Origin of the sequence: Pseudovibrio sp. M1P-2-3 (assembly GCF_031501865.1) — a bacterium.
In the GTDB taxonomy this organism is placed as follows: domain Bacteria; phylum Pseudomonadota; class Alphaproteobacteria; order Rhizobiales; family Stappiaceae; genus Pseudovibrio; species Pseudovibrio corallicola.
Genome location: NZ_JARRCW010000001.1, coordinates 1,261,328 through 1,286,526, shown reverse-complemented (window position 1 = coordinate 1,286,526; position 25,199 = coordinate 1,261,328). Strand labels below are relative to the sequence as shown.

At 49.5% G+C, this 25,199-nt stretch carries 25 protein-coding genes, 1 tRNA gene and 1 riboswitch; of the genes, 9 read left to right on the top strand and 17 right to left on the bottom strand.

Features of this window, described 5'->3' with window-relative positions:
- Positions 1 to 123: 123 nt before the first annotated feature.
- Positions 124 to 1,187 (top strand): IS630 family transposase gene (locus tag P6574_RS05840; protein ID WP_310618446.1). Its coding sequence is split into 2 segments (ribosomal slippage): positions 124 to 607 and positions 607 to 1,187, totalling 1,065 coding nucleotides; the frame shifts between segments, so codons are not numbered across the junction.
- 214 nt (positions 1,188 to 1,401) lie between these two features.
- Here P6574_RS05840 and P6574_RS05835 read toward each other — a convergent pair.
- Positions 1,402 to 1,488 (bottom strand) — tRNA-Leu (locus tag P6574_RS05835).
- A gap of 569 nt (positions 1,489 to 2,057) precedes the next feature.
- Between P6574_RS05835 and lipB the strand changes: the two genes are divergently transcribed.
- On the top strand, positions 2,058 to 2,801 hold the full coding sequence (lipB, locus tag P6574_RS05830; protein ID WP_310619435.1) for a lipoyl(octanoyl) transferase LipB: 744 nt from the start codon (positions 2,058 to 2,060) through the stop codon (positions 2,799 to 2,801).
- 155 nt (positions 2,802 to 2,956) lie between these two features.
- Here the strand turns inward: lipB and P6574_RS05825 are convergent, their stop codons facing one another.
- The 6 genes from P6574_RS05825 to P6574_RS05800 all read right to left on the bottom strand — a co-directional run bounded on the left by P6574_RS05825 (position 2,957) and on the right by P6574_RS05800 (position 8,259).
- Positions 2,957 to 3,262 (bottom strand): acylphosphatase, encoded by a 306-nt coding sequence (locus P6574_RS05825; RefSeq protein WP_310619434.1) that lies wholly within the window; start codon positions 3,260 to 3,262, stop codon positions 2,957 to 2,959.
- Between the two features lie 75 nt (positions 3,263 to 3,337).
- The gene (locus P6574_RS05820; protein WP_310619433.1) at positions 3,338 to 4,225 is read right to left on the bottom strand and encodes a DMT family transporter; all 888 of its coding nucleotides are present in this window, start codon (positions 4,223 to 4,225) and stop codon (positions 3,338 to 3,340) included.
- Between the two features lie 155 nt (positions 4,226 to 4,380).
- Positions 4,381 to 4,541, bottom strand: a riboswitch (FMN riboswitch).
- 112 nt (positions 4,542 to 4,653) lie between these two features.
- Positions 4,654 to 5,073 carry a gamma-glutamylcyclotransferase family protein gene (locus tag P6574_RS05815; protein ID WP_310619432.1) on the bottom strand — a complete coding sequence of 140 codons (420 nt, stop codon included), beginning with the start codon at positions 5,071 to 5,073 and terminating at the stop codon, positions 4,654 to 4,656.
- A 10-nt stretch (positions 5,074 to 5,083) separates the two neighbouring features.
- The gene (locus tag P6574_RS05810) at positions 5,084 to 5,533 is read right to left on the bottom strand and encodes a VOC family protein (RefSeq protein ID WP_310619431.1); all 450 of its coding nucleotides are present in this window, start codon (positions 5,531 to 5,533) and stop codon (positions 5,084 to 5,086) included.
- Between the two features lie 13 nt (positions 5,534 to 5,546).
- Positions 5,547 to 6,212 carry an HAD hydrolase-like protein gene (locus P6574_RS05805; protein WP_310619430.1) on the bottom strand — a complete coding sequence of 222 codons (666 nt, stop codon included), beginning with the start codon at positions 6,210 to 6,212 and terminating at the stop codon, positions 5,547 to 5,549.
- A gap of 34 nt (positions 6,213 to 6,246) precedes the next feature.
- Entirely contained in the window at positions 6,247 to 8,259 is a 2,013-nt protein-coding gene (locus P6574_RS05800; RefSeq protein ID WP_310619429.1) for an acetyl/propionyl/methylcrotonyl-CoA carboxylase subunit alpha, read from the bottom strand.
- A 214-nt stretch (positions 8,260 to 8,473) separates the two neighbouring features.
- On the opposite strand from P6574_RS05800, the gene folB reads away from it, so the two are divergent.
- Positions 8,474 to 8,836, top strand: a complete 363-nt coding sequence (gene folB / locus P6574_RS05795; RefSeq protein WP_310619428.1) for a dihydroneopterin aldolase — start codon at positions 8,474 to 8,476, stop codon at positions 8,834 to 8,836.
- Between the two features lie 98 nt (positions 8,837 to 8,934).
- Positions 8,935 to 9,237, top strand: coding sequence for a hypothetical protein (locus tag P6574_RS05790; protein ID WP_310619427.1), 303 nt, complete (start codon positions 8,935 to 8,937; stop codon positions 9,235 to 9,237).
- A gap of 132 nt (positions 9,238 to 9,369) precedes the next feature.
- Here the strand turns inward: P6574_RS05790 and P6574_RS05785 are convergent, their stop codons facing one another.
- The 4 genes from P6574_RS05785 to P6574_RS05770 all read right to left on the bottom strand — a co-directional run bounded on the left by P6574_RS05785 (position 9,370) and on the right by P6574_RS05770 (position 15,621).
- Positions 9,370 to 10,902, bottom strand: a complete 1,533-nt coding sequence (locus P6574_RS05785) for an acyl-CoA carboxylase subunit beta (protein ID WP_310619426.1) — start codon at positions 10,900 to 10,902, stop codon at positions 9,370 to 9,372.
- Positions 10,903 to 11,071: 169 nt separating this feature from the next.
- Positions 11,072 to 11,557: a bacterioferritin gene (bfr, locus tag P6574_RS05780; protein ID WP_310619425.1), complete on the bottom strand. Its 486-nt coding sequence runs from the start codon at positions 11,555 to 11,557 to the stop codon at positions 11,072 to 11,074.
- 337 nt (positions 11,558 to 11,894) lie between these two features.
- Positions 11,895 to 13,331, bottom strand: coding sequence for a DegQ family serine endoprotease (locus P6574_RS05775; RefSeq protein ID WP_310619424.1), 1,437 nt, complete (start codon positions 13,329 to 13,331; stop codon positions 11,895 to 11,897).
- A gap of 157 nt (positions 13,332 to 13,488) precedes the next feature.
- A complete protein-coding gene (locus P6574_RS05770; RefSeq protein WP_310619423.1) occupies positions 13,489 to 15,621 on the bottom strand; it encodes a methyl-accepting chemotaxis protein in 2,133 nt (710 codons plus the stop codon).
- A 339-nt stretch (positions 15,622 to 15,960) separates the two neighbouring features.
- Between P6574_RS05770 and P6574_RS05765 the strand changes: the two genes are divergently transcribed.
- From P6574_RS05765 to P6574_RS05745, 5 genes are all read left to right on the top strand, one after another.
- Positions 15,961 to 17,280 (top strand): replication-associated recombination protein A, encoded by a 1,320-nt coding sequence (locus tag P6574_RS05765; protein ID WP_310619422.1) that lies wholly within the window; start codon positions 15,961 to 15,963, stop codon positions 17,278 to 17,280.
- A gap of 97 nt (positions 17,281 to 17,377) precedes the next feature.
- Complete coding sequence (crcB, locus tag P6574_RS05760; protein WP_310619421.1) at positions 17,378 to 17,758, top strand: fluoride efflux transporter CrcB; 381 nt, start codon at positions 17,378 to 17,380, stop codon at positions 17,756 to 17,758.
- A gap of 175 nt (positions 17,759 to 17,933) precedes the next feature.
- On the top strand, positions 17,934 to 18,935 hold the full coding sequence (locus tag P6574_RS05755; protein WP_310619420.1) for an RluA family pseudouridine synthase: 1,002 nt from the start codon (positions 17,934 to 17,936) through the stop codon (positions 18,933 to 18,935).
- A gap of 52 nt (positions 18,936 to 18,987) precedes the next feature.
- Positions 18,988 to 19,668, top strand: a complete 681-nt coding sequence (locus tag P6574_RS05750) for an HAD-IA family hydrolase (RefSeq protein ID WP_310619419.1) — start codon at positions 18,988 to 18,990, stop codon at positions 19,666 to 19,668.
- Positions 19,668 to 20,477 (top strand): ATP12 family chaperone protein, encoded by an 810-nt coding sequence (locus P6574_RS05745; protein WP_310619418.1) that lies wholly within the window; start codon positions 19,668 to 19,670, stop codon positions 20,475 to 20,477. Before P6574_RS05750 ends, P6574_RS05745 begins: the two co-directional genes overlap by 1 nt.
- A 147-nt stretch (positions 20,478 to 20,624) precedes the next feature.
- On the opposite strand, the gene rplQ is transcribed toward P6574_RS05745, so the two are convergent.
- From rplQ to secY, 6 genes are all read right to left on the bottom strand, one after another.
- Positions 20,625 to 21,050 carry a 50S ribosomal protein L17 gene (rplQ, locus tag P6574_RS05740; RefSeq protein WP_310619417.1) on the bottom strand — a complete coding sequence of 142 codons (426 nt, stop codon included), beginning with the start codon at positions 21,048 to 21,050 and terminating at the stop codon, positions 20,625 to 20,627.
- Positions 21,051 to 21,128: 78 nt separating this feature from the next.
- Entirely contained in the window at positions 21,129 to 22,151 is a 1,023-nt protein-coding gene (locus P6574_RS05735; RefSeq protein WP_310619416.1) for a DNA-directed RNA polymerase subunit alpha, read from the bottom strand.
- Between the two features lie 86 nt (positions 22,152 to 22,237).
- Positions 22,238 to 22,627 carry a 30S ribosomal protein S11 gene (gene rpsK, locus P6574_RS05730; protein WP_310619415.1) on the bottom strand — a complete coding sequence of 130 codons (390 nt, stop codon included), beginning with the start codon at positions 22,625 to 22,627 and terminating at the stop codon, positions 22,238 to 22,240.
- A 70-nt stretch (positions 22,628 to 22,697) separates the two neighbouring features.
- On the bottom strand, positions 22,698 to 23,066 hold the full coding sequence (rpsM, locus tag P6574_RS05725; protein WP_310622107.1) for a 30S ribosomal protein S13: 369 nt from the start codon (positions 23,064 to 23,066) through the stop codon (positions 22,698 to 22,700).
- 186 nt (positions 23,067 to 23,252) lie between these two features.
- The gene (locus tag P6574_RS05720) at positions 23,253 to 23,834 is read right to left on the bottom strand and encodes an adenylate kinase (RefSeq protein ID WP_310619414.1); all 582 of its coding nucleotides are present in this window, start codon (positions 23,832 to 23,834) and stop codon (positions 23,253 to 23,255) included.
- Entirely contained in the window at positions 23,831 to 25,174 is a 1,344-nt protein-coding gene (gene secY / locus P6574_RS05715) for a preprotein translocase subunit SecY (protein WP_310619413.1), read from the bottom strand. Before secY ends, P6574_RS05720 begins: the two co-directional genes overlap by 4 nt.
- Positions 25,175 to 25,199: the final 25 nt, after the last annotated feature.

The window sequence follows — 25,199 nt, the reverse complement described above, 5'->3', positions numbered from 1 at the left end:
TCTTAGAATGCCCTCCCCAACTCTGATAGGTAAGTATAATACCAACGGCACCTGTTTTTGACTCGGGATGAGGATTCCCAAATCACTTGAATTGTGATTCAACATTGGGAAAGGAGATTCCCAATGTCAGCGATCCCATTGCGCCGAGACTATGATGCTTCTTCGTTACGAACTCTTGCTTGTCAAAGTAAGGATGTCAGGCAGAGCCGCCGCCTTCTTGCTCTTGCTGCTGTTTATGATGGGTTGTCGCGCTTGGAGGCGGCACGCATGGGCGGCATGGACCGCCAAACACTGCGAGACTGGGTGCATCGGTTTAACGCAGAAGGGCCGCACGGCCTGTACAATCGTAAGAGCCCGGGCCGTGTCCGGTGGTTAAATAAAGAGCAAATGGCTGAATTTGCAGATCTGGTTGAGGCTGGGCCTGATTTACAACAACACGGCGTAATTCGCTGGCGTCGGCGGGATCTGCAAGGTGTGATCGAGCAGAAGTTTGGGGTCAGCTATAGCGAAAGGGCTATTTCAAGCCTCCTCAGAGTTCTGGGATTTTCTCGGGTCAGCGTTCGGCCACAGCACCCGGCACAGGACGAGCAAGTTATGGAGACATATAAAAAAACTTCCATGCCCAGCTTAAAGAAATAAAAGCGCGCTTGCCCTCACAAACATCCATGGAAATCTGGTGGCAGGACGAAGCCCGCATTGGTCAAAAAAATGGGCTCACCAGAAGGTGGGCAAAAAAAGGAACGAGACCACGGGCTCCCAGCGACGGGCGCTATCAATCAACTTATGTATTCGGGGCCATCTGCCCCGCCCACGGCAAAGGGGCAGCACTTGTTTTGCCCAAAGCCAATACCAATTCCATGCAGCTTCACCTTAAAGAAATCAGCCGAACCGTCGCCAAAGGGGCGCACGCAGTGGTCCTGATGGATCAAGCGGGTTGGCATACAACGGCAAAACTGAAGTTGCCTGATAATATAACCATCTTGCTGCTCCCACCCCGTTCTCCGGAGCTCAACCCGGTTGAAAATGTTTGGCAGTACTTACGGCAAAACTGGCTCTCTAACCGAACCTTTCAAGACTACCAGGAAATTGTCGATGCCGCCTGTTCCGCTTGGAATAAGCTTATTCAACAACCCCACACAATCACATCAATCGGTAGACGAAATTGGGCGCATACAGGTCAATTATAAGTGCCGTTGGTATAAACCACAACCTTTCGCTAAGTAATTTTTAGGTGTGGTGTAGAGAGGTTCTATCTCGATGGCAGTAGAATAGCACTTTGGGAGAAGCCCCGACAAGGCGGGGTCAGACAGGGAAAAGTTGGAAAATGTTCCCTACTTTGTTCCCTAGTTTTTACCCTAATTCATTGATAAATCAGGAAAACATAATGATATCAAGGAGAGATGGTGCGGCCGAGAAGACTCGAACTTCCACGGGTGTTACCCCACAGCGACCTCAACGCTGCGCGTCTACCAATTCCGCCACGGCCGCACGGTCGTTGCTCCGAGTGAGTGAGTGTCTCGCCCCCTCGGTTGGTGAGCGGTGGTATAGCCAACACCTCCCAACTGCGCAAGACCCTATCAATCGGATATTCACAATATCTGATAAAAAAAATAACTTATCAACATTAAGCCTCAAAAGACGGCCCTTTCCCTCCCCTTTTATAGCCTCCGGATATTTTGCAAGGACGCGTTACGGCTATAAAATATTACTTTCGCATATATTTATCCAAAAACCGGCATCTACTTGTCAAAGATATATTTTAAAAGCCAGCCATTAACCCGATACCCTTACGCGCCCTTATTTCAAAACTCGGGCGCTTCCTTTCACGGATCTCTAGTCGTGCCTATGATGAACGGATTGCCGCACCATATAAAATGGAGGGAACATGCCGTTATGGCAACACGTGCAGTCTCGCCCTATGCAAGGGGTAAATTAAAATCCAAATTGGCATCTCGTCCTCTTGGCATTAAAGAGATGGTAGAGACATTAATAAACTTGGTCTGGCACACATCGATAAAAGATTCTTTGTGCCAATTACAAAGCATATAAAGATACCTATGGCAGAGCGTGAATTCCTTACTACTGACTTTCAAGCCTTGGCAGGCTCCCCTCCTGTTGAATGGGTCATAGATGATGGACTGGTTCCCTATGAACTTGCCATTTCTGAAATGGAACAGCGAGTGGGGGCTATTGCGCGAGGAGAAGCACGAGAACGCGTGTGGCTGCTGGAGCACCCCCCTCTTTATACGGCGGGTACAAGCGCTGACCCGCAGGACCTGATAGCCAAGAACCGGTTCCCGGTTTTCGAGACCGGGCGGGGCGGCCAGTACACCTACCATGGACCTGGCCAGCGCGTCGCCTATGTGATGCTGGATCTGAAGAGGCGCCGGCAAGATGTCCGCGCCTTTGTCTCTGCCCTTGAGCAATGGCTTATCGACACCCTATGGGGACATCATATCCGCGGAGAAAGGCGTGAGGACCGCGTTGGTGTTTGGGTTCGACGTCCGGAAAAAGGTGCGGATGTAGAAGATAAAATTGCTGCAATTGGTATTCGGCTACGCAAGTGGGTCACGTTCCACGGCATCAGCTTGAATATTGAGCCGGAGCTTGAACATTTCAGCGGGATTGTTCCATGCGGAATACAAAAACACGGTGTAACCAGTTTTGTTGATCTTGGCTTGCCTGTCACCATGGAAGATGTTGACATTGTCATGCAGGAAAAGTTTGAGCAAATTTTTGGTCCCGTTCAACTCATGGGCCCAAGTGGCCTTGCTCTGCCACTTTCCCATGAAACTTTGTAGGTGGGACACATACGACCGGTCGGTAATAAGAGGAAGCTATAGGATTATTTCCAGGTCCCGGCTCGGTAGTCGGGATGATCTTGCAACCAGCTTTTCTGGAAGGTATCGCAGAAAAGTGGATACCGGTTTCCGGTCACTGCATTAGAGTGTGTTCCCTAATGAACTTCAAAGGCTCCGGTGTGTTCTGGAGCCTCGCCTACCCTGCGCAGACTATCCACCTTGGCAAAAGAGGGCCCAACAAGAGCTGCGACCAGCAAAGCCTCCACTTTATCAAAAGGACCGCTGACCAAAGCTTCCACCCTGCCGTCGTCACAGTTCTTGACCCAGCCAGATATACCCAAAGACTTGGCCTTTGACTGAAACCAGAGGCGGTACCCAACACCCTGCACTGTGCCAGATATGGACAGGTACAGGTGCTGTTTTGGCTCATCACTCTCCCAGTCCATTGGCTCATCTGACATTAAAAAACTCCACAATCGTAGAAAATTGCCTCGGCCAAGAGTAGCTTACCGAGGCAAATAAAACACTATCAAAATCTATCGCGTTTCGTCACGCAGGATAAACATGGAAGCACCAACAATTAAGAGTGCACCAATCCAGAGATTTCCAGGGGGAACCCATGCAAAGAACACAAAGCCGCAAAAAACATTCAGCAAGAGCTTTAGGTGGTCAAAAGGCTGAAGGAATGCAGCGTCAGCGCGTTCATAGGCCATAGCAAGCGAGATATTGGCCAGTGCTCCCAAGAGCCCTGCAACAACAAGCATCCACCACATATCGAAGGAAGATGGAACCTCAAAGCCGCTTCCAGCAGCTAGAACCAAATTGATAGGTGCCATAAACAAAAGAAGATACAGTGTGACTGACTGAGGAGTTTCGTCTTCTTCCAGCTTCTTCATGCAAAGAATGGATGCACCCCATAGGACGGCTGCAATCACAGGTAAAAGTGCGGCAGCGCGAAACCCTTCATCCCACGGGGAGAGGATAACCATTCCTCCAACAAACCCGATAACTGTTGCTCCCCAGCGGGCAGCATTGGCCTTTTCCCCCAGTAGCAGGGCCGCGCCGATGGTGACGAAAAATGGCGAAGTCATAACCAAGGCAATGGCTTGCCAGATTGGAACCGAGTTCGCTAAACCGGCAACCCAAAATTGAACTCCCAGCGCTGCCAGTACCACACGGAAAAGATGCAATCCGGGGCGTTCGGTTTTTAACGATCTAAGGCCAAGGCGCCAGATGACCGGAACCATGAAAATAAGTGATATAAAGTATTGCCAGAATGTGGCGCTGGGAGAAGACATTTGGAGGTTCATGGTCACCCACTGCATGGCCACATTGGCAAATGCGAATGCACCACCAGCGACAACCATCCACAAAGCTCCTGTCAGTGGCCGTGAAAGTCGGGTTGAAATAGAAAGTTCACTCATGCATGCCCCCCTACCCCGATAAAAATTGCAGATAAAATCATAATGACTCTCTGATCCAATGCGTACCATACGGTACGTTGCCAATTTGAATCAGGACGCACAAGGACACGGATATGCTTGCGCAAATACAGTAGATTTGCCAGCCGATTGCCCCTGCATTCTCTCTTTCATCCGGACTATAACCGTCGGCTCCGGGTTTGCACCAGATCTGCTGACCTTTTTCAAAATATGAAAAAGCGCTCGCGGGCTGATGGGCAACCTAATCTATTGCCCAATTACCGCCGGTGGGGACTTTCACCCCGCCCTGAGAATTCGCTCCCGCCTTATATCGGGAGCGATCTACATTTACCAGTCCAGAGACCTGTTTGCGAGCAGATTTTATAAAACTGCAACAAAAGAGCGAAGAAAGGACCGGCTCTTCAGGCGATTTATTTCGTGAAGCTTTCAAGGTGAGCCCTGTAAATTGCCGGAAAGTTCCAGTGCTCGGCTGCAGGGAGTACAGGATCAAATGCTTTGGCCTGTGCCCTACCTTTTTGCCGGTTTAAACTGATATAAACCAGAGCTTTACGGCTCATACCATCACACCGGACATTCAGGAGCACTTTATCCTGCCCCCGCCGGAATAGGGCTTCATTGCCATCTATGATGCCTATTTCGCCAATTCGGCAGTCCCACAAAACACCATGGGTCACGGCACCGGGTTGTTTCAAAACAGACGGTGCCCCCTCTTTTGTGACTATAAACTGGAACCCTTCGAGAGTTGCAGTCCCCAGCGGTTTTGCCGAGACGCAGCGTTTTTTCATTTCATCAACATTCATGAGTCGCCCGTAAGCGAAGTAAAGTGGCATGAATAATGTCCTAAGAGTTTTCCAATGGTTGCAACGCTGGTCCTTGAGAAACCAATTCAACAGTATTGCCATCAGGATCGTTTACAAAAATACCATTCGCGCCCTTCAAGGGAAGTTCCTTGACCCGATAATCAAGTCCGTTCACCTCAAGCCATCTTCTGGCCGCAACGATTTCGTCCGCAGGCAAGTTTAACGCTATATGGTGTAGTGAAGATGAGAAAGATCTATTTCTATTTCCCAAAAAATTTTGCGAATGCAGCTTGGCATCGTGTAAGACCAAAGTTGTTCCGTGGGCCGATCCACTCTCACCAAGGGAGAAGACATAGGTTCCCCTTTGCGTTTTTTCCGTCCATAAAACAAGGCCAAGAATGTCCCGGTAAAAACTGAGCATGGGTACAATACGGTTGGTTCTGATGACAACCTCACCCAAAGACCTTACTTGGAAACCACGATGTACCATTCACGCCTTTCCGTTACGCTGGTGCTGCGCTGAATGGCTGCCCTATAACTTCCCCAAGTGTCTTGGGGCTGTCTACGATCACCTCAGCTTTATGATAGCGTAGCTCCTCAACAGAACCAAAACCCCATGAAACCCCGATTGCTGCAACATTGTTCTCCCGGGCAGCCAAAAGGTCATGCTTTCGATCACCGATCATCACTGCATTCTGGGGGATTAATGCTTCCTGTTCAATAATGTGGCGCAACAAATCCGGCTTATGGCCAAAGGTTCCATCAAGCTCGCACCCATAAATGCGGGTGAAGTACTGCGTGAGTGTGAAGTACTTGAGGATTTTTTCCGCAAAAACTCGTGGTTTTGAAGTGCACAGGAGCATTCTATAGCCCTCGCTCTTCAAGCCCTGTAGCAGCTCGGGAATACCCTCATAGACCTCATTTTCGTAAAGGCCAATGTTTGCATATCGTTCGCGGTACAGCGTGATTGCTTTCTGGATGCGTTTCTCGTCCTGACTATCCAGAAGGATGGAGAAACTTTCAGATAAAGGGGGGCCAATGGTAAAGTGCAGGTCCCGGGCATCCACGTGAGGGTGCCCGAGCTTATTCATTGCATACTGAATACTACTCGTAATTCCGGTAAATGGATTGGTTAGCGTACCATCCAGATCAAATAGAAGACTTTTCAAAAATGCCCCTTTTGAAATAAGGGGCATCTCTCCCCTATTCAAATTCCATTATAACCGCATCAACGGACAAGCTGTCCCCTGGTGCCGCCTTGATTGTTTTCACCACACAATCGCGTTCCGCCCGAAGCACATTTTCCATCTTCATGGCTTCAACAATTGCGAGTTGCTCACCGGCTTTCACTTCCTGCCCCTCTGACACACTAAGGGATACAACGAGGCCCGGCATTGGGCACAGTAGCAAATTGGAGGTATCTGGCGCAACTTTCTCCGGCATTAAAGCCTCCAGCTCAGCAATGCGCGGTGTCATCACTTTTGCCGGCAGTGAGCACCCTTGCCAGTCCAGATGGTAGCCATTTTTGATTGGCCGGACTTGTACAGCTACAGTCTGACCACCCACTTTTCCGTGCCAAAGTACATCACCAGGAGACCAGTTTGAATGCACAGTCAAGCTGTCCTTGCCGGAGACTTTCATGTCCATTTCAATTGGAGTTGCCGGGAACCCTTCCTGTAACTCCACACAAAGGGTCTCATCTCCCACCTTCACAGCCCATTCAGCCCTTGTGTACCCAGAGTGCGGACGTAGTCGCCCGGGAAGGTGATCCAAACGCTCACGCTCAATCAAAGCCATGGACAGCGCAACACAGGCAAGGACCTCTTTTGCCTCAACATCTGGCTCAGAGGGTTCAAAGCCATCGGGGTATTCCTCGGCAATGAAGTTCGTCGATATATTACCGGACTTCCAACGCTCATGCTTCATCAATGATGACAGGAACGGGACGTTGTGCTGGATGCCATCAACGACAAATTCATCAAGCGCATCACTCATGCCCTCAACTGCCTTGGCTCTGGTTGAGGCATACGTCACCAGCTTGGCAATCATGGGGTCGTAGAACATGGAGATTTCGGAGCCTTCAACAACCCCTGTATCATTGCGAACCAGATACTCCCCTTTGTCCCCTTCTGCGGGAGGGCGGTAACGGGTCAAACGTCCAATGGAAGGCAAAAAGTTCCGGAAAGGATCCTCGGCGTAAATGCGGCTTTCGACTGCCCAGCCTTTTAAAGTCACATCACTTTGGCTGATAGACAGGGTTTCACCTGCTGCAACGCGGATCATTTGTTCCACGAGGTCGACACTCGTTACCAGCTCAGTTACCGGGTGCTCCACCTGCAAGCGCGTATTCATTTCCAAGAAGAAGAAGCTTTTATCCTGACCAACGACAAACTCCACAGTACCGGCACTGTCGTAATCTACGGCCTTGGAAAGAGCGACTGCTTGTTCACCCATCTGCCGCCGCATTTCTTCATCAACGAACGAACTTGGGGCCTCTTCGATAACTTTCTGGTTACGGCGCTGGATCGAGCATTCACGTTCGCCCAAATAAATGACGTTTCCGTGCTTGTCACCCAACACCTGAATTTCAATGTGGCGTGGGTTCTCGATGAATTTTTCGATAAAAATACGGTCATCCCCGAAGGAACTGGCAGCCTCTGACTTGGCACGAGTGTAGCCCTCCCCGGCTTCCTCTGCGCTCCAGGCAATACGCATACCTTTTCCGCCGCCGCCTGCCGACGCCTTAATCATGACCGGATAACCGATCTCTCCGGAGATGCGAACAGCCTCTTCTGGGCTTTCAATAAGCCCCATATATCCGGGCACGGTTGAAACACCTGCTTCTGCCGCGAACTTTTTGGAGGTGATTTTATCACCCATAGCTTCAATGGCTTTGACATTGGGCCCTATAAAAGCGATCCCTTCAGCCTTGAGCGCTTCCGCAAAGGCTGCACGCTCCGACAAGAAGCCATAGCCAGGATGAACGGCTTCGGCTCCTGTCTGCTTACAGGCGGCGATAATCCTATCAATAACCAGATACGATTCCGCGGCCGCAGCAGCTCCCACATGCACAGCCTCATCTGCCATTTCCACATGGAGTGCATGCCTGTCAGCATCCGAGTAAACAGCAACGGTTTTGATCCCCATGGATTGCGCGCTTTTGATAACGCGGCACGCAATCTCCCCCCTATTGGCAATCAGAATCTTTGAGAACATGAGCATTTTCCCTTAGTGCAATCTTAAAGGCGTTGTAAGCATCCCAAAGCGGTTCTTCAACCTCGCAAAAGGGCGAAGGTCTTATCCTGCCAAAACACTGGAAACTCAGCACAAAGAACGCAACGGACCGGCAACCTTTTGTTATAATAGGATCTCACAATACTACGTCGTGCCGGAACGACAACCGATTCCTACAAGTAATAGGGCTCTAACTATGGATGCTATCCATCTGGAAAACCTTTCTTTTTTTGCATACCATGGGCTTTATGAGGAAGAAGCGCAGCTTGGTCAGCGCTTCATTGTAGATCTCACATGCTGGGTAGACCTTGAAAAAGCCTCTCAAACAGACGCCTACGAAGATACTATCTGTTATGGCGCGCTCTCAAAGACAGTGGAAAAGATTGTAACAACACAGCGTTTCAACCTGATCGAACGTTTGGGGGGAGCTATATGCGAGGGCATCTTGCAGCAAGATAGCCGTATCCAGTCTGTGAAAGTGCGCGTTCACAAGCCCGGTGCTCCCGTTCCAGTGGCGTGTGGGGCCTTCAGTGTGGAGATTAACCGAAGTCGTAGTTAGTTTTTGGCTCTGGTCTTTTTTCACCTTTTTATAAGGTGATTTGTGCAATCTTCTTGGCACAAAACCAGATACAACAGGAAATAAAACGGGAATACAAAATGCCCCGTTCCCCTAAGACTATTATGATTGCAGCAATCTGCTGCTTGCTGGCCTCGCCCCTAGCTGCCCAGCGGTTGGATACACGAAAGATGACCTGCACTCAGGCCAAACAGCTGGTTCAAAAACGTGGGACCGTCGTATTGACAACAGGGCAACGGACCTATGACCGTTTTGTCGCCAACATCCATTTTTGCGAGTATCGGGAATCCTTAAGGTCTCGCTGGGTGCCAACAAAAGACACCGAAAAATGCCACATTGGCTATATCTGTGCGCCCACAGACCAATACTTCCTTGATGACTAGAGCATATCTTCGATAAGTGGATATCGTTTTTCAGAAAAAAAGAAGGGCCACCCAAAATGGCAGCCCTTCTCCCCATCAGATTTTAGAGCAAATTTTTGTCGTTTGATTGAACCCAATCAAACGAAACGTGCTCTAAAGCGGGATGTTATTATGCTTTTTCCAAGGAAGTTCCTGCTGTTTGTTACGCAACATAGCCAAAGCACCAGAGATCCGCCTGCGTGTTGAGTGAGGTCTGATAACATCGTCTATATACCCACGTTCTGCCGCAACAAATGGGTTCGCGAAACGGTCTTCGTAATCCTTCGTGCGCATTGCGATTTTTTCAGGGTCATCCAGCTCGGAGCGATAGATAATCTCCGTGGCACCTTTCGCTCCCATCACCGCAATTTCCGCCGACGGCCACGCATAGTTCACATCGCCGCGAATATGTTTGGAACTCATAACATCATAGGCTCCACCATATGCTTTACGTGTAATGACCGTAATCTTGGGAACAGTTGCCTCTGCATACGCGAACAGCAGCTTGGCACCGTGTTTGATAAGCCCGCCATATTCCTGCGCAGTTCCTGGAAGGAAGCCAGGGACATCAACGAACGTGACAAGGGGAATGCCAAAACAATCACAAAAACGCACAAAACGGGCAGCCTTACGGCTCGCATCACTGTCCAGCACCCCGGCAAGTACCATGGGCTGGTTTGCAATAACGCCGACTGTCCGCCCTTCAATGCGTCCAAAGCCTGTTAGAATATTGCCCGCAAAGCTTTCCTGAATTTCAAAGAAATCCCCTTCATCAAGCGTCTTCACGATGAGCTCACGCATATCGTAGGGCTTATTGGGGTTATCAGGAATCAAAGTGTCCAGACTATTATCTATGCGCGCCTGATCATCATAGACAGCAAGCTCGGGAATCTCTGCCTGATTGTTCATCGGCAGATAATCCACCAGCCTCCGTATTTGAAGGAGCGCATCTACGTCATTGTCATAGGCACCGTCGGCAATGGAGGACTTCATTGTATGAACGGACGCGCCGCCGAGCTCTTCAGCCGTGACTGTTTCGTTGGTAACGGTTTTAACAACATCCGGCCCTGTGACAAACATATAGGATGTGTCACGAACCATAAAGATGAAGTCGGTCATTGCAGGTGAGTACACATCACCACCCGCACACGGCCCCATGATCACTGAAATCTGCGGAATCACACCTGAGGCCTGTACGTTACGCCAGAAGACTTCCCCATATCCGCCCAAGGCTGCAACGCCTTCTTGAATACGAGCGCCACCGGCATCAAAGATACCAATAATAGGCGCTCTATTCTGAAGAGCCATATCTTGAATTTTAGTGATTTTTTCTGCATGCGTCTCCGAAAGAGATCCGCCTAAAACGGTAAAGTCTTTCGAAAAGACATAAACAGTGCGTCCATTGATTGTGCCCCAACCGGTAACAACCCCATCACCGGGGATATGGTTTTCCTCCATTCCAAAATCAGAGCAGCGATGGACCTTAAACATATCGTATTCTTCGAATGAGCCTTCATCCAGAAGAATTTCAATTCTTTCTCTTGCAGTCAGCTTACCACGTTTGTGCTGCGCATCAATGCGCCTTTGTCCTCCACCCAATTGCGCCTGAATACGCCGATTTTCCAGTTCTGCAATGACTTCTTTCATCTTAATCGTGAGCTCCCATAAAACGTAAATACGTTCTAGCACGTACAATCCACAGGGCGCCAGTAATCCCTTGGTTTGAATAGAGTGTTCGATACCATGAACTTAACTGATAAAAAAAGGCAGCCCCCAAAAAGGAAGCTGCCTTTCTAAACCGACGAAAAACCTGGGCCTATTCGCTGGCGTCTGCCGCCGCGGCGTTCAAAAGGCCGTAATTCTGCTCACCAATTTTTGCAAGAAGCTCCAGCTGTGTTTCAAGGAAGTCAATGTGACCTTCCTCGTCCGCTAGAAGTTCGTCAAAAAGTTTCATGGAAACATAGTCGCCTTCTTCATGGCAAACTTCCCGAGATTTTTTATAGGAAGAGCGCGCATCTTGTTCACCCGCCAGATCACCTTCCAGTACCTCTTTAATGTTGGTACCGATTTTCAACGGTGCAACGGTTTGCATATTCGGGTGCCCGCCGAGGAAAAGAATGCGCTCGATAATTTTATCGGCGTGGTGCATCTCCTCGATTGACTCTTCCTTCTCTTTCTTCGCCAGGTTCCCATAGCCCCAGTCTTCCAAAAGACGGTAATGTAACCAGTACTGATTCACTGCACCTAATTCCAAATGCAGTGCCTCATTCAAGCGATCGATAACTTTGCTATTATTTTTCATTGTAACTCCAAGATGCTATTCGCTGATTACGAGCGACCGATTGCCATGGTCTCAGTCGAAAAATGAGTGAATACTCATCAGTTTACCGTTGAATCAGAAACTTCATTTCTACCAGTCTACACTTTGAAAGAGTCTAGAGTAGCGGTCAAGCCTTTAGCGTGTCATTGACACGCTCCCAAGCTGCTAAACTCGTCTCGGTTAAAGTCTAACAGTGTGAAGGAGCTCAAGATACGATATACCTCAAAGACTCCCATTTAATCTAAGATTGGGTATGCTCGCCAATTTCAACCCTGACAAGAAACAGTCGCCTCAAGAGTTTACATAAAACAGGTTGATATTACCCTCTCAACGACATTTTTCTCAGTCGCCCATTTCGAAGGATCTCGATGCGCCAGACATTGGGCCTCTTCTTTGAGACCTTTTCCAGCTGCGCAGTGTCTTCAACCTCAATCCTATTTACCGAGACGAAAATATCCCCCCTCTTAAACCCTACATATTGAGCGGATGATCCAGCTTCAACTTCAGTAACCACAACTCCGTTATTCTGGCCGCTCAAGCGCAGCTCTTCAATAACGGCAGGAGACAGGTTCATAACCGTCATGCCGCCAAATGGGTTGCGACCTGATATCTCGCGTTTATCGCGCGGAACAGTTTCGGGAGCAGCTTCAAGAAAGACTTCGAACTCTTCAATTTCTCCATTGCGAGAAATTTTGAAACTTGTGGTGCTACCCAGTTTCTTGGTTGCAAGACGGTAGCCAAATGAATCTGGGTCAAGCACTTCAGCCCCGCCAACACTCAAGATAACGTCCCCTACCCTCAAACCGGCATTTTCCGCCGGACTGTCTGGATAAATTTCAGTGACCATCACCCCATAGGGCCGGTCCATGCCTAAGCTTTCCGCGATATCCGAGGAAACGGTTTGCAAGCTAGTTCCAACCCATGGCCTGCGGACATAATTGCCAGTACCCGCGGCGGCTGCGACGACCTCAACCATATTTGCCGGTATGGCAAAGCCGATTCCATTGGAGCCCCCAGAGCGGGAGAAAATGGCTGTATTGATTCCGATCAAGTTGCCCTTGATATCGACGAGGGCGCCACCGGAGTTTCCGGGGTTAATCGCCGCATCCGTCTGGATGAAGAACTGATAGTCGCTGACCCCTACCTGTGTACGTGCAACCGCAGACACGATGCCTTGGGTGACAGTCTGCCCCACACCAAAAGGATTACCGATCGCCAGAACCAAGTCCCCGACTTCAAGCTCATCAGAATTTGCAAACGGGACTGTGGGGAAGCTCTCCTCTCCTCCGTCTATTTTGAGGATAGCCAAATCGGTCTTCTCATCCTTCAAAATAACCTTTGCATCAAACTCCCGGCGATCAGAAAGGGCGACGCGGACCTGATCGGCACCAGCGACAACATGATGATTGGTAATCACCGTTCCATCTGCCGAGGTGATAACTCCAGAACCCAGAGAATTCTGAACGCGTTTGCGCGCCGGTGCTCCCGGCATTGCTTGATCACCAAAGAAACGGCGAAAAAAAGGGTCGTTGAAAAAAGGAGAGCGCCTGCGCTGCGTTACCGTGCGGCTGGCATACACATTCACAACTGCCGGAGCCACATCCTTCACAATCGGAGCAAACGAGAGTTTTATTTCCGTACCAGATCCAGGAACGGAGCGCTCTTGAGCCAACGAGGGCGAAAGACCAGACCCAAGAAAAGCAACAAGAGCTGATGTCAAAATCAACCTATGCACAGGTGAGGCAGAATGTGCCATGTCAGAGCTACCTTAATTTGAACATTGTTTCATGCCGCTGCCCTCAACGGCTTCATCACAAATAAGACTGTAACTCCAAAATGAAAAGGCTGATCTTTTGGATATCGTTTCATACCCGTCAAAAAACCAGCCTTTCCTTTCACATCTGCTCAAAGGCTTAAGCAGCCCTAAGGTTTTCCAGATACGTCTCTACCAGCTGGGACAGCGCCTCAGCTTGCGCTGAAAGCTGGTCAGAAGCCGCCAGAACACTGTCGGCTTCCTGACCGGCATCACCGGCAATTTCTGAAACGCGCCCAATGGAGGTTGCCACTTCGGAAGACCCCGCAGCCACCTGCTGGATGCTGCTGGAAATATCTGTAGTTGTTACGGTCTGCTCTTCCACAGCTCCCGCAACGGTCACAGATACCTCATTGATCTTTTTAATGACTTTTGCCACCTGCTGAATCGCAGCAACAGCGTTTTGAGTTTCCTGCTGTACAGCTTGAATTTGAGAGGAAATCTCGCCTGTTGCACGGCCAGTCTGGTTGGCAAGTTCCTTCACTTCCGAGGCGACAACCGCAAAGCCTTTGCCCGCTTCACCAGCGCGGGCGGCCTCAATAGTGGCATTCAGGGCGAGAAGGTTGGTTTGCTCCGCAATATCATTGATAAGAGAGACAACTTCGCCAATTCGGCTGGCCGCCTCTTGCAGACCATGAACCGTTGTTTCCGCGCTCAAGGCCATCTGCGAGGCTTCTTGAGAGATGTCAGCGGAATGGCGCACTTCTCTTTCAATTTCTCCTACTGTCGCCGTCAACTCTTCCGTAGCACCTGCCACTGCCTGTAGGTTCACCAAGGACTGCTCAGACGCGGAAGACACTGTTTGCGCTTCAGAGTTTGTCTGCTCAGAGATTCTCGCCATACTCTCGGCATTCCGGCGCAAGGTCTGGTAGGCATCATCCACAGCATGCAGCACATGGCGAACACCTTCATCAAACCCTTGATTAAGCTCGGACACGCGCTTGGAGCGCAGATCTTGCCTCTCCCGTTCTGCAACCTGCTGTTCTTGCAACTTGGCTTCATTGATCAAGGCAACCTGAAAAGTCTTCACAGCCGCTGCAATGTCACCGATTTCATCTTTTCGCGACGTGTAAGGAATCTCTTCTTTCAAGTTTCCACCCGAAATACGCGCGATGGCCTGAGACAGCCTTTGCATTGGAACGGAGATAAACCGTGCAATCACAAGCCCAACAACGAAAACGACCAAAAGGAACGGCAAGGTCACCCAAAGCGCGGCGTCGCGAAGGCTGTTAACTGTTGCCAGCGTATCCGCCATTTCCTTTTCAGAAATGACTGCCACCATCTGTCCAAAGAAATCGGCTCCCATAACCTTGAAGCTTTTTTCCCGGAAAAACGCGGTATCAACCGATTGGTTGGAAAGGGAGAACTGAGAAACTTCAGGGAAGATAACCTGATTGATTTCAAACTCGGGGCGAAGGGGCAATGAAGACAGTAACTTGCCCTGCGCATTGATCAGGTAACTTTGATTGCTTTTTCCAATTGGCGACAATGCCGTCATGATAGGATCAAGAAAGTCGCTGCCAAACCGGAAGACAAGGGCCCCTTTGAACTCGCTGGACCCAAAAGACTCCAAATAAATAGGAGCCGCGGCAAACAGGCTATTCTCACCATCGGCAAGGGCATAGGGCGCAAACTGTGTTGCGACGATCTCGCCCTGCTTCGCGTTCTCTGCTTTCTTATAGACGTCTGCCAGAGCGGTATTTGCCAAAACTCCGTCTTTTACAGAATTAAGGAACTCAGCTGATTTCGTAACCGAATAAACGACCCGACCAGTTTCATCCAAAACATAAATATCGGAGTAACTGGCATTATTCCAACTGCGATAAAAATCGCCATGAATACTCTTGTGTTTACTGCCATAAATGGAACTGGAATCCCCTTCCAGCGCAGCACGCTGATCCAGAGAAAGTCCCGGCTTTTGAAAGTATTCGGTAATGGCCTTCAAGTTGCCGTCCATCAAATCCAGTGCAAGTAACAGATCCGAGGACAGCAGTTTGATGTTTGAACTTACCGCCATTGTAATAAGTTCTTTACGTGCCCGATCTTGTGCATCCGCCAGATGCGAATGCCGCCCGTCGGCAACAATTTCAAGCTGTAGGTTAATTTCTCTAAATAGACTATCTCTGGCTTTATTCAGAACCATAAAGCTCAGTGTGATCGAACCAATAAGAGCCAAGCCAACTATGGAAACAGGAAGTATCACCCGCAGCCGGCGCCAATTGCCCAATTTCATCCTTAATCCCCTATTTTTTTACAGGATAAACAAGAAGTAAAACGGTTAATTTATTGTTAGGATATTGAAGTTTCATTACACAATATTGACGCTAATACACTCTATGGTAGAAAATAATTCTCAACCTGCAAAAAACGGGAAATTGTTTTCCGATTCCCATGTACTCGCAGAAACAATTTGAATAAAAATCCGCGGCAAAACCTTTCTCTTTGATAACCACTCATCCGAACGGGCCAAAAGAGGCTTTCAGGCCATAGCAGTTTGCTTGCTTCAGCCTATGAATTTCACCGTTTCCACCAAGGCTTGCCGCCAGTTGGATTGTGTGCAACACATCCCTTTATGAGTGATCTATTTTCAATCTCCGGACTGGATAAGTCCTCTTCCCGCCCATTGGCAGACCGCCTGCGCCCCTCTTGCCTGAATGAGGTCGTTGGCCAGAAACATCTGGTGGGGGAGGATGGTATCCTTTCACGCATGTTAAGCTCAGGTTCACTAGGATCCCTAATATTTTGGGGGCCTCCTGGAACCGGAAAAACGACTGTTGCGCGTTTACTGGCTGGAGAAACCGGCCATGATTTCGAGCAGGTTTCAGCAATTTTCACCGGTGTAGCCGATTTGAAGAAAGTTTTTGAAAAGGCCAGAGCCAGTCGCATATCAGGACGCTCAACCCTGTTGTTTGTGGACGAGATTCACCGGTTCAACCGGGCGCAACTGGACAGCTTTTTGCCCGTCATGGAAGATGGAACGATTACCTTGGTGGGGGCCACAACGGAAAACCCGAGCTTTGAGCTGAACGCTGCGCTTTTGTCACGCGCGCATGTTCTGGTTTTTGAAAGCCTGCAAGAAGATGCCCTGTCGGATTTGCTGGCACGCGCTGAAACCATAATGGAGAAGCCTTTGCCTTTGGATGAAAAGGCCAAAGAGCTACTTGCTACGCTGGCAGATGGAGACGGACGCTCGGCCCTAACACTAGCCGAAGATGTCTGGCGTACGGCGCGGGAGGGAGAAAGCTACACAGCTGACCAGCTATTGGAAATCATCCACCGTCGGGCTCCCATCTATGACAAGGGAAAGGATGGTCACTACAACCTCATTTCCGCTCTACACAAATCGATTCGTGGATCTGATGCAGACGCAGCCCTTTACTGGATGAACCGAATGCTGGATGGTGGGGAAGACCCTATGTATATTATCCGCCGCTTTGTTAGAATGGCTCTGGAAGACATCGGCCTTGCCGACCCGCAAGCACTGGTACAGGCCAATGCGGCGAAAGAGGCTTTTCAACTTCTTGGTAGCCCTGAGGGCGAACTGGCACTGGCCCAAGCCTGCGTTTATCTGGCCACAGCTCCAAAATCCAATGGAGTTTATATGGCACAAAAATCCGCGCGCCGCGATGCACAGACCAATGGCTCTCTCCTGCCCCCCAAACACATTCTCAATGCACCGACAAAACTAATGAAGCAGATGGGGTATAACCAAGGTTACCAGTACGACCACGACACCCCCGAAGCCTTTTCTGGGCAGGACTATTTTCCGGAAAAAATGAACCGACAGACCTATTATGATCCACCCGAGCGTGGTTATGAAAGGGAAATCCGCAAACGCTTGACTTATTGGGACCGCTTAAGAAAAGAAAAAGCACAGACCTCAAATTCATAGAGCGGTGTGTGTTTTGCTCACTTCTTCTTTGCCAATGCCTGACAAAATTACTTTCCCATCTGGAGCCGAATCCCAAATATCGATATAGATAATATCCATGAAACATCTTTTGATTGTAGCGCTTGGCGGGGGCGCGGGAGCTGCGTGTCGCCATCTGGTATCTATGGCTTATTTCAAGCTACTTGGCCCTTCTTTTCCATGGGGAACCTTGACAGTGAACATACTCGGTTCGGCTATCATGGGGGCGTTTATCGAAATATTGCTGCACCGTCTGGGAAGCTCCACTGAACTGCGCCTTTTGATCGCCACCGGCTTTCTAGGGGGATTCACCACTTTTTCTTCTTTCTCACTAGATGTCATCGTTCTTTGGGAGCGAGGGGAACCAGTCATCGCTTTCGTTTATGTTTTGGCCTCGGTGACATTATCCATTTCAGCGCTATTCGGCGCTCTGTTTTTGACAAGACAGGTCTTCGCCTGATAGACGCTTTCCATCGCATCCAATTGGTTCCAACAGTAAGAACTCATGGCAGGACGACGAATACTCTTGCATATGCAAGACATGCCTGCCAAATGATGCCCAGAGTTTCTAATATAACCGTCCGCCGGTTTTTATCACAGCAGAACCGGCAAAATAAAAAGGCAGGAAACCGCTAATGAGCGGCATTGCAAATATAAAAGTTGTACGTGATGAAGGCGGTATGCGTCTTGATCGCTGGTTTAAATCCCACTACCCGGACTTAGGGTTCGGGCGTCTGCAAAAACTTCTAAGAACGGGTCAGGTTCGTTTGGATGGCAAGCGGGCAGAATCCTCAACACGCGTTATTGAAGGGCAAATTGTCCGCATTCCGCCCCTTGGCGTTCAGGTTCAGGCCGTTGACAAGAAGAATGCCAAGCCTGTCTCACGCAAGCTGATTGACAATGACCGTGAAGCCATAGAGCAAATGATGCTCTTTGAAGACAAAGAGGTCATGGTTCTTAACAAGCCTGCAGGTTTGGCAGTACAAGGTGGTTCTGGCCTCACGCGCCATCTAGATGGCATGCTTGATGCGTTCACGGACCGCTCTGGCAACAAACCACGCCTCGTACACCGTCTGGACCGGGAAACTTCGGGTATTATTCTCGTTGCCAAGACAAGACGAGCGGCTCAGGAGCTTACAAAAGCATTCCGTCACCGCAATACGCGTAAAATTTATTGGGCAATGCTGGCGGGTGTTCCCAAGCCGAAACAGGGGCGGATTTCAACATTTCTTGCAAGAAATGAAGCAGAAGAGCGTATGAAAGTCGTCAAGCACGGGGCGGATGAAGGTCAGCATGCCGTCAGCCACTATAATGTGGTTGAACAGTCCGGCCAGAAGCTGGCATGGGTCGCCATGAAACCCGTGACGGGCCGCACCCATCAGCTGCGTGCCCATGCGGCTCATTTAAAGCACCCCATTATTGGAGATTCCAAATACTTCAATGTCGATAACTGGGAGCTTCCGGGGGGCATTCAAAACAAGCTCCACCTTCTGGCTCGCCGTATCATCATTCCCCATCCTTCAGGGCAAGGTGAAATCGACGTTTCCGCCCCCCTTCCCCCGCATATGCAGCAGACGTGGAATCTACTGGGTATGGATGTGAAGGATTATGATCCTGACATTAACGAGCCTGAGTAAGCACCTGTTTCAGATAACTTCGATAGACATATTAATGGCTAGGACCTACTGAATGTATCTGATCGTTTTTGATTGCGATGGAACGCTGGTGGATGGCCAGCATTCCGTTCTTCAAGGATTTGAGGCCAGCTTTAAACAAGTTGGCCTACCTCTCCCTTCGCATAATGATATACTCTCGACAATTGGCCTATCGCTAGAACAGGCTCTGCTGCACATTGTAGGAGATCCGAATAGAGAGATAATTCCCCAGCTTATAGAAGCCTTCCACAAAGAGAAAATCCACCGCCGCTCTCAAGGTCTGGATCATGATCCTTTGTACCCTGGTGTTAAACAGACACTTGAAGAGCTTGCTGCAATGGATAATGTGCTGCTTGGTATTGCCACAGGAAAGCACTCCCGCGGCGTGGACCATATGCTGGATGTACATCAGTTACACGGCAAATTCGTTACCATACAAACTGCGGACAAAGCCCCGTCAAAGCCAAATCCAACAATGCTTTACCAAGCAATGTCTGAAGCTGGCACCTCACCACAGAACACCATTATGATTGGCGATACGACCTTTGACACAATGATGGCTCAAAATGCGGGCGTTCGCAGTATAGGTGTGAATTGGGGCTATCATAAAAGGAAAGAGCTACTGAGAACCGGCGCGTGCCAAGTTATTGACCGGTTTGAGGCACTCATTCCCTCCCTTGCACATCAACTAGAATGGACAGAGGACGTCTGTTAATGCGTGAAATCTTCGAACAACTGGCCGAAGACTTGGAAAAAGATCCAGTCAACCCGGTTGAAAGAGCTAAGGAACTTTCCAGAAAAGAGCTTCCAAAGCGCTTCTATGAAATGGTTAGTTTTCAAGAGATTGGTGGCGACTACGCGATCCTTCTTGACGGCAAGGCTGTAAAAACTCCAGCTAAGAATACTCTTTCGTTCAAAAAAGAGCACATTGCGGAGGCGGTTGCTGCAGAATGGGCATTGCAGGACAAGGAAATTGACCCTGCAACCATGCCTTTAACCCGTCTGGCTCACTCCGCAATTGATGCCGTATCCCTTCGCTTTGACGAAGTTGCGCAGGAAGTCACACGCTTTGCTGGCAATGATCACCTTTGCTATAGAGCCGACACCCCGCAAGAGCTTGTTGAAAGACAAACAAAGCACTGGGACCCTGTTGTAAATTGGGCCAATCAGCGGCTTTCGGGAAAGTTTCAGCTTATCTGTGGCATTATCCATAGGCCACAGGACGAAGCACTGCTTACCACATTTCGCGAAGCCCTAAACGCCTATACAGCACTTGAACTGTCCGCCATCCATTCACTTACCAGCATTACCGGCTCCGCACTTCTGGCGCTCGCAATTGCAGAGGGTACCATTGAACCTGAAGCTGCGTGGATCGCCGCCCATGTTGACGAGGACTGGAACATTGAACAATGGGGCGAAGACAGCGAAGGGGCGAGAGTACGCCAGTATAAGCGAGAGGAATTCGATGCTGCCTGCATGGTTCTCGCAGAGCCTGCCCCTGAGATTCCAGCGGACGCAAGCTGACAGCTAGGGCTACAGCCTCCCCCAAAATGGCAGCCAGTTTCCGGTGATAAGAGCTCATACAAACAAAAACCCCGCCAAATCTGGCGGGGTTTTTAATTTTTGAAACGGTTTTAAAAAACCTTCAGTACCGCCGATAAGGCGTGTACCTTATGCAGCCTCTGCAGCAGCTTCTTCAGCTTCAGCGCGAGCGCGATCTTCTGCGCCTTTAGCGGCAACATCACGATCAACAAACTCGATAACAGCCATGTCAGCGTTGTCACCATGACGGAAGCCCGCCTTCAGAACGCGGGTGTAACCACCTTCACGCTCTTTGTAACGCTCTCCCAGAGTGTCGAACAGTTTACGAACCATATCAACATCGCGGATCTGAGAAATTGCCTGACGACGTGCGTGCAAGTCACCACGCTTTGCCAGAGTGATGAGCTTGTCTGCGATTGGACGAAGCTCTTTTGCTTTCGGAAGCGTCGTTACAATTTGCTCATGCTTGATGAGCGATGCTGCCATGTTTGCAAACATTGCTTTACGATGGCTGGACGTCCGATTGAGCTTGCGGCCGGATTTTCCGTGGCGCATGGCCCTCTCCTTTATAGTATGATGCGGCGTCTAACTATGGAGCCGCTGAGGGCTCCATTAAAATGGAGCCTGGTTCTATCAATATTGGTGGTCTTCGTAGCGCTTGGCCAGATCGTCGATATTCTCAGGCGGCCAGTTAGCCACTTCCATACCGAGATGCAGTCCCATTTGCGCCAGAACTTCTTTGATCTCATTCAGAGACTTACGACCGAAGTTCGGTGTGCGAAGCATTTCGGCTTCAGTCTTCTGGATCAGATCCCCAATGTAAACGATATTGTCATTCTTCAGGCAGTTAGCTGAACGAACAGACAGTTCAAGTTCATCAACTTTCTTAAGAAGCGCTGGGTTGAACGCAAGTTCAGCAACAGCATCTTCTTGTACCTCACGCTGAGGTTCTTCGAAGTTAACAAAGATCGACAATTGGTCTTGAAGAATACGAGCTGCATAAGCAACAGCATCTTCAGGAACGACAGAGCCATCAGTTTCCACGTTAAGGATCAACTTATCGTAATCAAGAACCTGTCCCTCACGGGTGTTCTCAACTTTATAGGAAACTTTCTTAACCGGCGAGTACAGGCTATCAACCGGAATAAGACCGATTGGAGCATCTTCTGGACGGTTAACAGCTGCTGGAACATAGCCCTTGCCGGTGTTTACTGTAAACTCGAAGCGCACTTCCGCACCATCATCAAGGTTACAAAGTAAAAGATCCGGGTTAAGGACTTCAACATCACCAACGGTTTCGATGTCGCCCGCATAAACAGCACCAGGTCCTTGCTTACGCAGAACCATACGCTTAGGTCCTTCACTTTCCATGCGAAGCGCGATTTCTTTGATGTTCAGAACAATGTCCGTCACATCTTCACGTACGCCTGGAATGGAGGAGAACTCATGCAATACACCGTCAATCTGCACACCTGTTACAGCCGCACCTTGCAAGGAGCTAAGCAGAACACGGCGCAGAGCATTGCCCAAAGTCAGGCCGTAGCCACGCTCCAAGGGCTCAGCAACAACGGTACCCTTAAAACGGGCATCGTCACCTGAACGGATATCGAGTTTTGTTGGCTTGATAAGTTCTTGCCAGTTTTTTTGAATTGTCACGTTATATTCCCTTCGGCTTTCTCGTTGGCCGGGCTAAACTCGGCCAACCATCCTTTGCCACGGGTTAAAAACTGCCCGACGAATAATCAGACGCGGCGACGCTTGCGCGGACGGCAACCGTTATGTGGAATCGGAGTCACGTCACGAATAGATGTGATAACGAAACCAGTTGCCTGCAGTGCGCGAAGAGCAGATTCACGTCCAGAACCTGGACCACGAACTTCTACTTCCAGTGTGCGCATGCCGTGCTCAGCAGCTTTACGACCAGCGTCTTCGGCTGCGACCTGTGCGGCATAAGGGGTAGACTTACGTGACCCTTTAAAGCCGAGCGCGCCGGCAGACGACCAAGAAATGGCGTTGCCCTGAGCATCGGTAATGGTGATCATGGTGTTGTTGAACGTAGAGTTCACATGCGCAATACCAGAAGAAATATTCTTCCGTTCGCGACGACGCACACGCGTCGATTCTTTAGCCATAGTATGTCCTATCTATGATATCCACACCGCCGTAATTCCCGGCGGCTCCACCCAGCAATTGCCAGAAGGATTATTTCTTCTTACCGGCAATAGCCTTCGCAGGACCCTTACGGGTGCGTGCGTTGGTATGCGTACGTTGACCACGAACCGGCAGACCACGACGGTGGCGCAGGCCACGGTAGCAACCAAGGTCCATGAGACGTTTAATGTTCATTGCAGTTTCACGGCGCAGGTCACCTTCAACGAGGTGATCAGCATCGATTGCTTCACGGATCTGCAGAACTTCCTGATCAGACAGTTCGTTAACCCGGCGCTGCTCAGCAATACCCACTTTTTCAGTGATTTGCTTAGCAAACTTAGGGCCGATACCGTGAATGTACTGCAGCGCGATGACTACGCGCTTGTTCGTCGGAATATTGACGCCAGCAATACGGGCCACTTTGTTTCTCCTTAATCGAGGGCACAACACCATGCCCTCTCCCATTTCTGTTATGCTTTTATAGGCATAAACAGCAAAAAGACTAGCCTCGGTTTCCCAAGGAAAAACCGGCGCTAATCGAAAATGGTGTCGATATGCGCCGGCATATACTTTATTTTGCCTAAAGGTGCAAGACTTGTGGCACGTTTATGCCAAGCTTCCAGCCTTTAGAACTGCATCAATACTAGATGCAACTTTTTCAACGGAAGCCATTCCGTCAACCGCCTTCAAGGCACCCTTCTCACTATAATAGTGAATAAGTGGTGCTGTCTGCTCGTTATACACCGCCAAACGCTTCTTGAGCGCCTCAGCGTTGTCATCAGAACGAACTTCAGAGCTTTCGCGTGCCCGCTTCTCGATACGATCGAGAAGTTTGCCTTCATCCACATCAAGCTGGATTACTGCATCCAACTTCATGTTCTTGGAAAAAAGAAGCGCCTCTAAAGAATCAGCTTGTGCAATGGTTCTTGGAAATCCATCCAGAATAAACCCATTTGCGCAGTCTGGTTGCTCAATACGGTCTGCAATGAGTGAAACAATCAACTCGTCAGAGACGAGCTCGCCATTCTCAAGTACAGACTTGACCTGAAGCCCCACCTCAGTTTCCGCAGCTACAGCCGCACGAAGCATTTCACCGGTTGATAGCTGTTTAATGCCATAGTTTTCAACCAGCAGACTTGCCTGTGTGCCTTTACCGGCCCCCGGAGGTCCGAGAAGTATCAGTCTCATTTACGCTTCCCCCTCAGTTTCGTTTTCTTAACCAGCCCTTCGTATTGATGGGCCAGCAGGTGTCCTTGGATCTGGGACACAGTATCCATTGTGACACTAACAACGATCAACAGGGAAGTACCGCCAAAGTAGAAGGGTACGCCTGTTGCAGAAATGAGGAATTCAGGTAGTAGACAGATTAACGTGATGTAAATCGCGCCTACGACTGTAATTCTCGTCAGGACATGATCAATATATTGAGCAGTTCGCTCACCAGGACGAATACCTGGAATGAACCCACCCTGCTTCTTCAGGTTATCTGCTGTATCTGCAGGATTGAAAACAATCGCTGTGTAGAAAAAGCAGAAGAACACAATCAGGGCTGCATAAATAAGCATATATGCAGGCTGACCATGACCTAACCATGCAGTGATGGTTGTCAGCCATTCTGTGCCTGTTCCTGTTGCCTCACCAGTTTGAAAACTGGAAATGGTGGCTGGAACCAAGAGCAAAGAGGATGCAAAGATTGGTGGGATAACACCTGCTGTGTTCAGTTTCAAAGGCAGGAACGAAGTATTACCTTCGAACATGCGATTTCCCTGTTGCCGACGCGGGTATTTAATGAGCAAACGACGCTGCGCACGCTCCATAAATACAATGACGGCAATGACAGCAACAGACAGAAGAATCAACATCAAGATGATCGGAGTTGCCAGTGCACCCTGCCGACCCAATTCAAGTGTTGAAACCACCGCTGACGGTAGCCCCGCAACGATACCCGCGAAGATAATCAGAGAAATACCGTTCCCGATACCGCGAGAGGTGATCTGCTCACCAAGCCACATCAAGAACATAGTACCGCCGACCAACGTGATAACAGTCGCAACGCGGAAGAACATACCCGGATCTTCTACGATATTACCGGCAGATTCCAGCCCGACAGCAATACCGTAGGCCTGAAACATTGCCAATATCACCGTACCATACCGCGTATATTGGTTGATTTTCTTTCGCCCCTGCTCTCCTTCCTTCTTTAATTGCTCCAAGGATGGAACAACAGAAGTCATCAACTGAATGATAATCGATGCGGAGATGTAGGGCATAATGCCCAGGGCGAAAATTGCCATACGTTCCACGGCGCCGCCGGAGAACATATTAAAGAGTCCGACAATGCCGGACTGGGCACTTCCAAATGCTTGAGCCAACGCGTCGGCATTAATGCCTGGCAGAGGAATGTATGTACCGAACCGATACACCAAAAGCGCACCCAGTGTAAACCAGATCCGCTTTTTGAGTTCATCTGCCTTCGCGAAGGCGGAAAAATTTAGATTTGATGCAAGTTGCTCGGCAGCAGAAGCCATTCCGCGCTCCGGTCAGTATGAAAAC

What these genes read in the sequence shown, in the direction of transcription:
- lipB (WP_310619435.1), top strand. Translation starts at nt 2,058, where the DNA reads ATGGCAGAGCGTGAATTCCTTACTACTGACTTTCAAGCCTTGGCAGGC.
- P6574_RS05825 (WP_310619434.1), bottom strand. Translation starts at nt 3,262, where the DNA reads ATGTCAGATGAGCCAATGGACTGGGAGAGTGATGAGCCAAAACAGCAC.
- P6574_RS05820 (WP_310619433.1), bottom strand. Translation starts at nt 4,225, where the DNA reads ATGAGTGAACTTTCTATTTCAACCCGACTTTCACGGCCACTGACAGGA.
- P6574_RS05815 (WP_310619432.1), bottom strand. Translation starts at nt 5,073, where the DNA reads ATGCCACTTTACTTCGCTTACGGGCGACTCATGAATGTTGATGAAATG.
- P6574_RS05810 (WP_310619431.1), bottom strand. Translation starts at nt 5,533, where the DNA reads ATGGTACATCGTGGTTTCCAAGTAAGGTCTTTGGGTGAGGTTGTCATC.
- P6574_RS05800 (WP_310619429.1), bottom strand. Translation starts at nt 8,259, where the DNA reads ATGTTCTCAAAGATTCTGATTGCCAATAGGGGGGAGATTGCGTGCCGC.
- folB (WP_310619428.1), top strand. Translation starts at nt 8,474, where the DNA reads ATGGATGCTATCCATCTGGAAAACCTTTCTTTTTTTGCATACCATGGG.
- P6574_RS05790 (WP_310619427.1), top strand. Translation starts at nt 8,935, where the DNA reads ATGCCCCGTTCCCCTAAGACTATTATGATTGCAGCAATCTGCTGCTTG.
- P6574_RS05785 (WP_310619426.1), bottom strand. Translation starts at nt 10,902, where the DNA reads ATGAAAGAAGTCATTGCAGAACTGGAAAATCGGCGTATTCAGGCGCAA.
- bfr (WP_310619425.1), bottom strand. Translation starts at nt 11,557, where the DNA reads ATGAAAAATAATAGCAAAGTTATCGATCGCTTGAATGAGGCACTGCAT.
- P6574_RS05775 (WP_310619424.1), bottom strand. Translation starts at nt 13,331, where the DNA reads ATGGCACATTCTGCCTCACCTGTGCATAGGTTGATTTTGACATCAGCT.
- P6574_RS05770 (WP_310619423.1), bottom strand. Translation starts at nt 15,621, where the DNA reads ATGAAATTGGGCAATTGGCGCCGGCTGCGGGTGATACTTCCTGTTTCC.
- P6574_RS05765 (WP_310619422.1), top strand. Translation starts at nt 15,961, where the DNA reads ATGAGTGATCTATTTTCAATCTCCGGACTGGATAAGTCCTCTTCCCGC.
- crcB (WP_310619421.1), top strand. Translation starts at nt 17,378, where the DNA reads ATGAAACATCTTTTGATTGTAGCGCTTGGCGGGGGCGCGGGAGCTGCG.
- P6574_RS05755 (WP_310619420.1), top strand. Translation starts at nt 17,934, where the DNA reads ATGAGCGGCATTGCAAATATAAAAGTTGTACGTGATGAAGGCGGTATG.
- P6574_RS05750 (WP_310619419.1), top strand. Translation starts at nt 18,988, where the DNA reads ATGTATCTGATCGTTTTTGATTGCGATGGAACGCTGGTGGATGGCCAG.
- P6574_RS05745 (WP_310619418.1), top strand. Translation starts at nt 19,668, where the DNA reads ATGCGTGAAATCTTCGAACAACTGGCCGAAGACTTGGAAAAAGATCCA.
- rplQ (WP_310619417.1), bottom strand. Translation starts at nt 21,050, where the DNA reads ATGCGCCACGGAAAATCCGGCCGCAAGCTCAATCGGACGTCCAGCCAT.
- rpsK (WP_310619415.1), bottom strand. Translation starts at nt 22,627, where the DNA reads ATGGCTAAAGAATCGACGCGTGTGCGTCGTCGCGAACGGAAGAATATT.
- P6574_RS05720 (WP_310619414.1), bottom strand. Translation starts at nt 23,834, where the DNA reads ATGAGACTGATACTTCTCGGACCTCCGGGGGCCGGTAAAGGCACACAG.
- secY (WP_310619413.1), bottom strand. Translation starts at nt 25,174, where the DNA reads ATGGCTTCTGCTGCCGAGCAACTTGCATCAAATCTAAATTTTTCCGCC.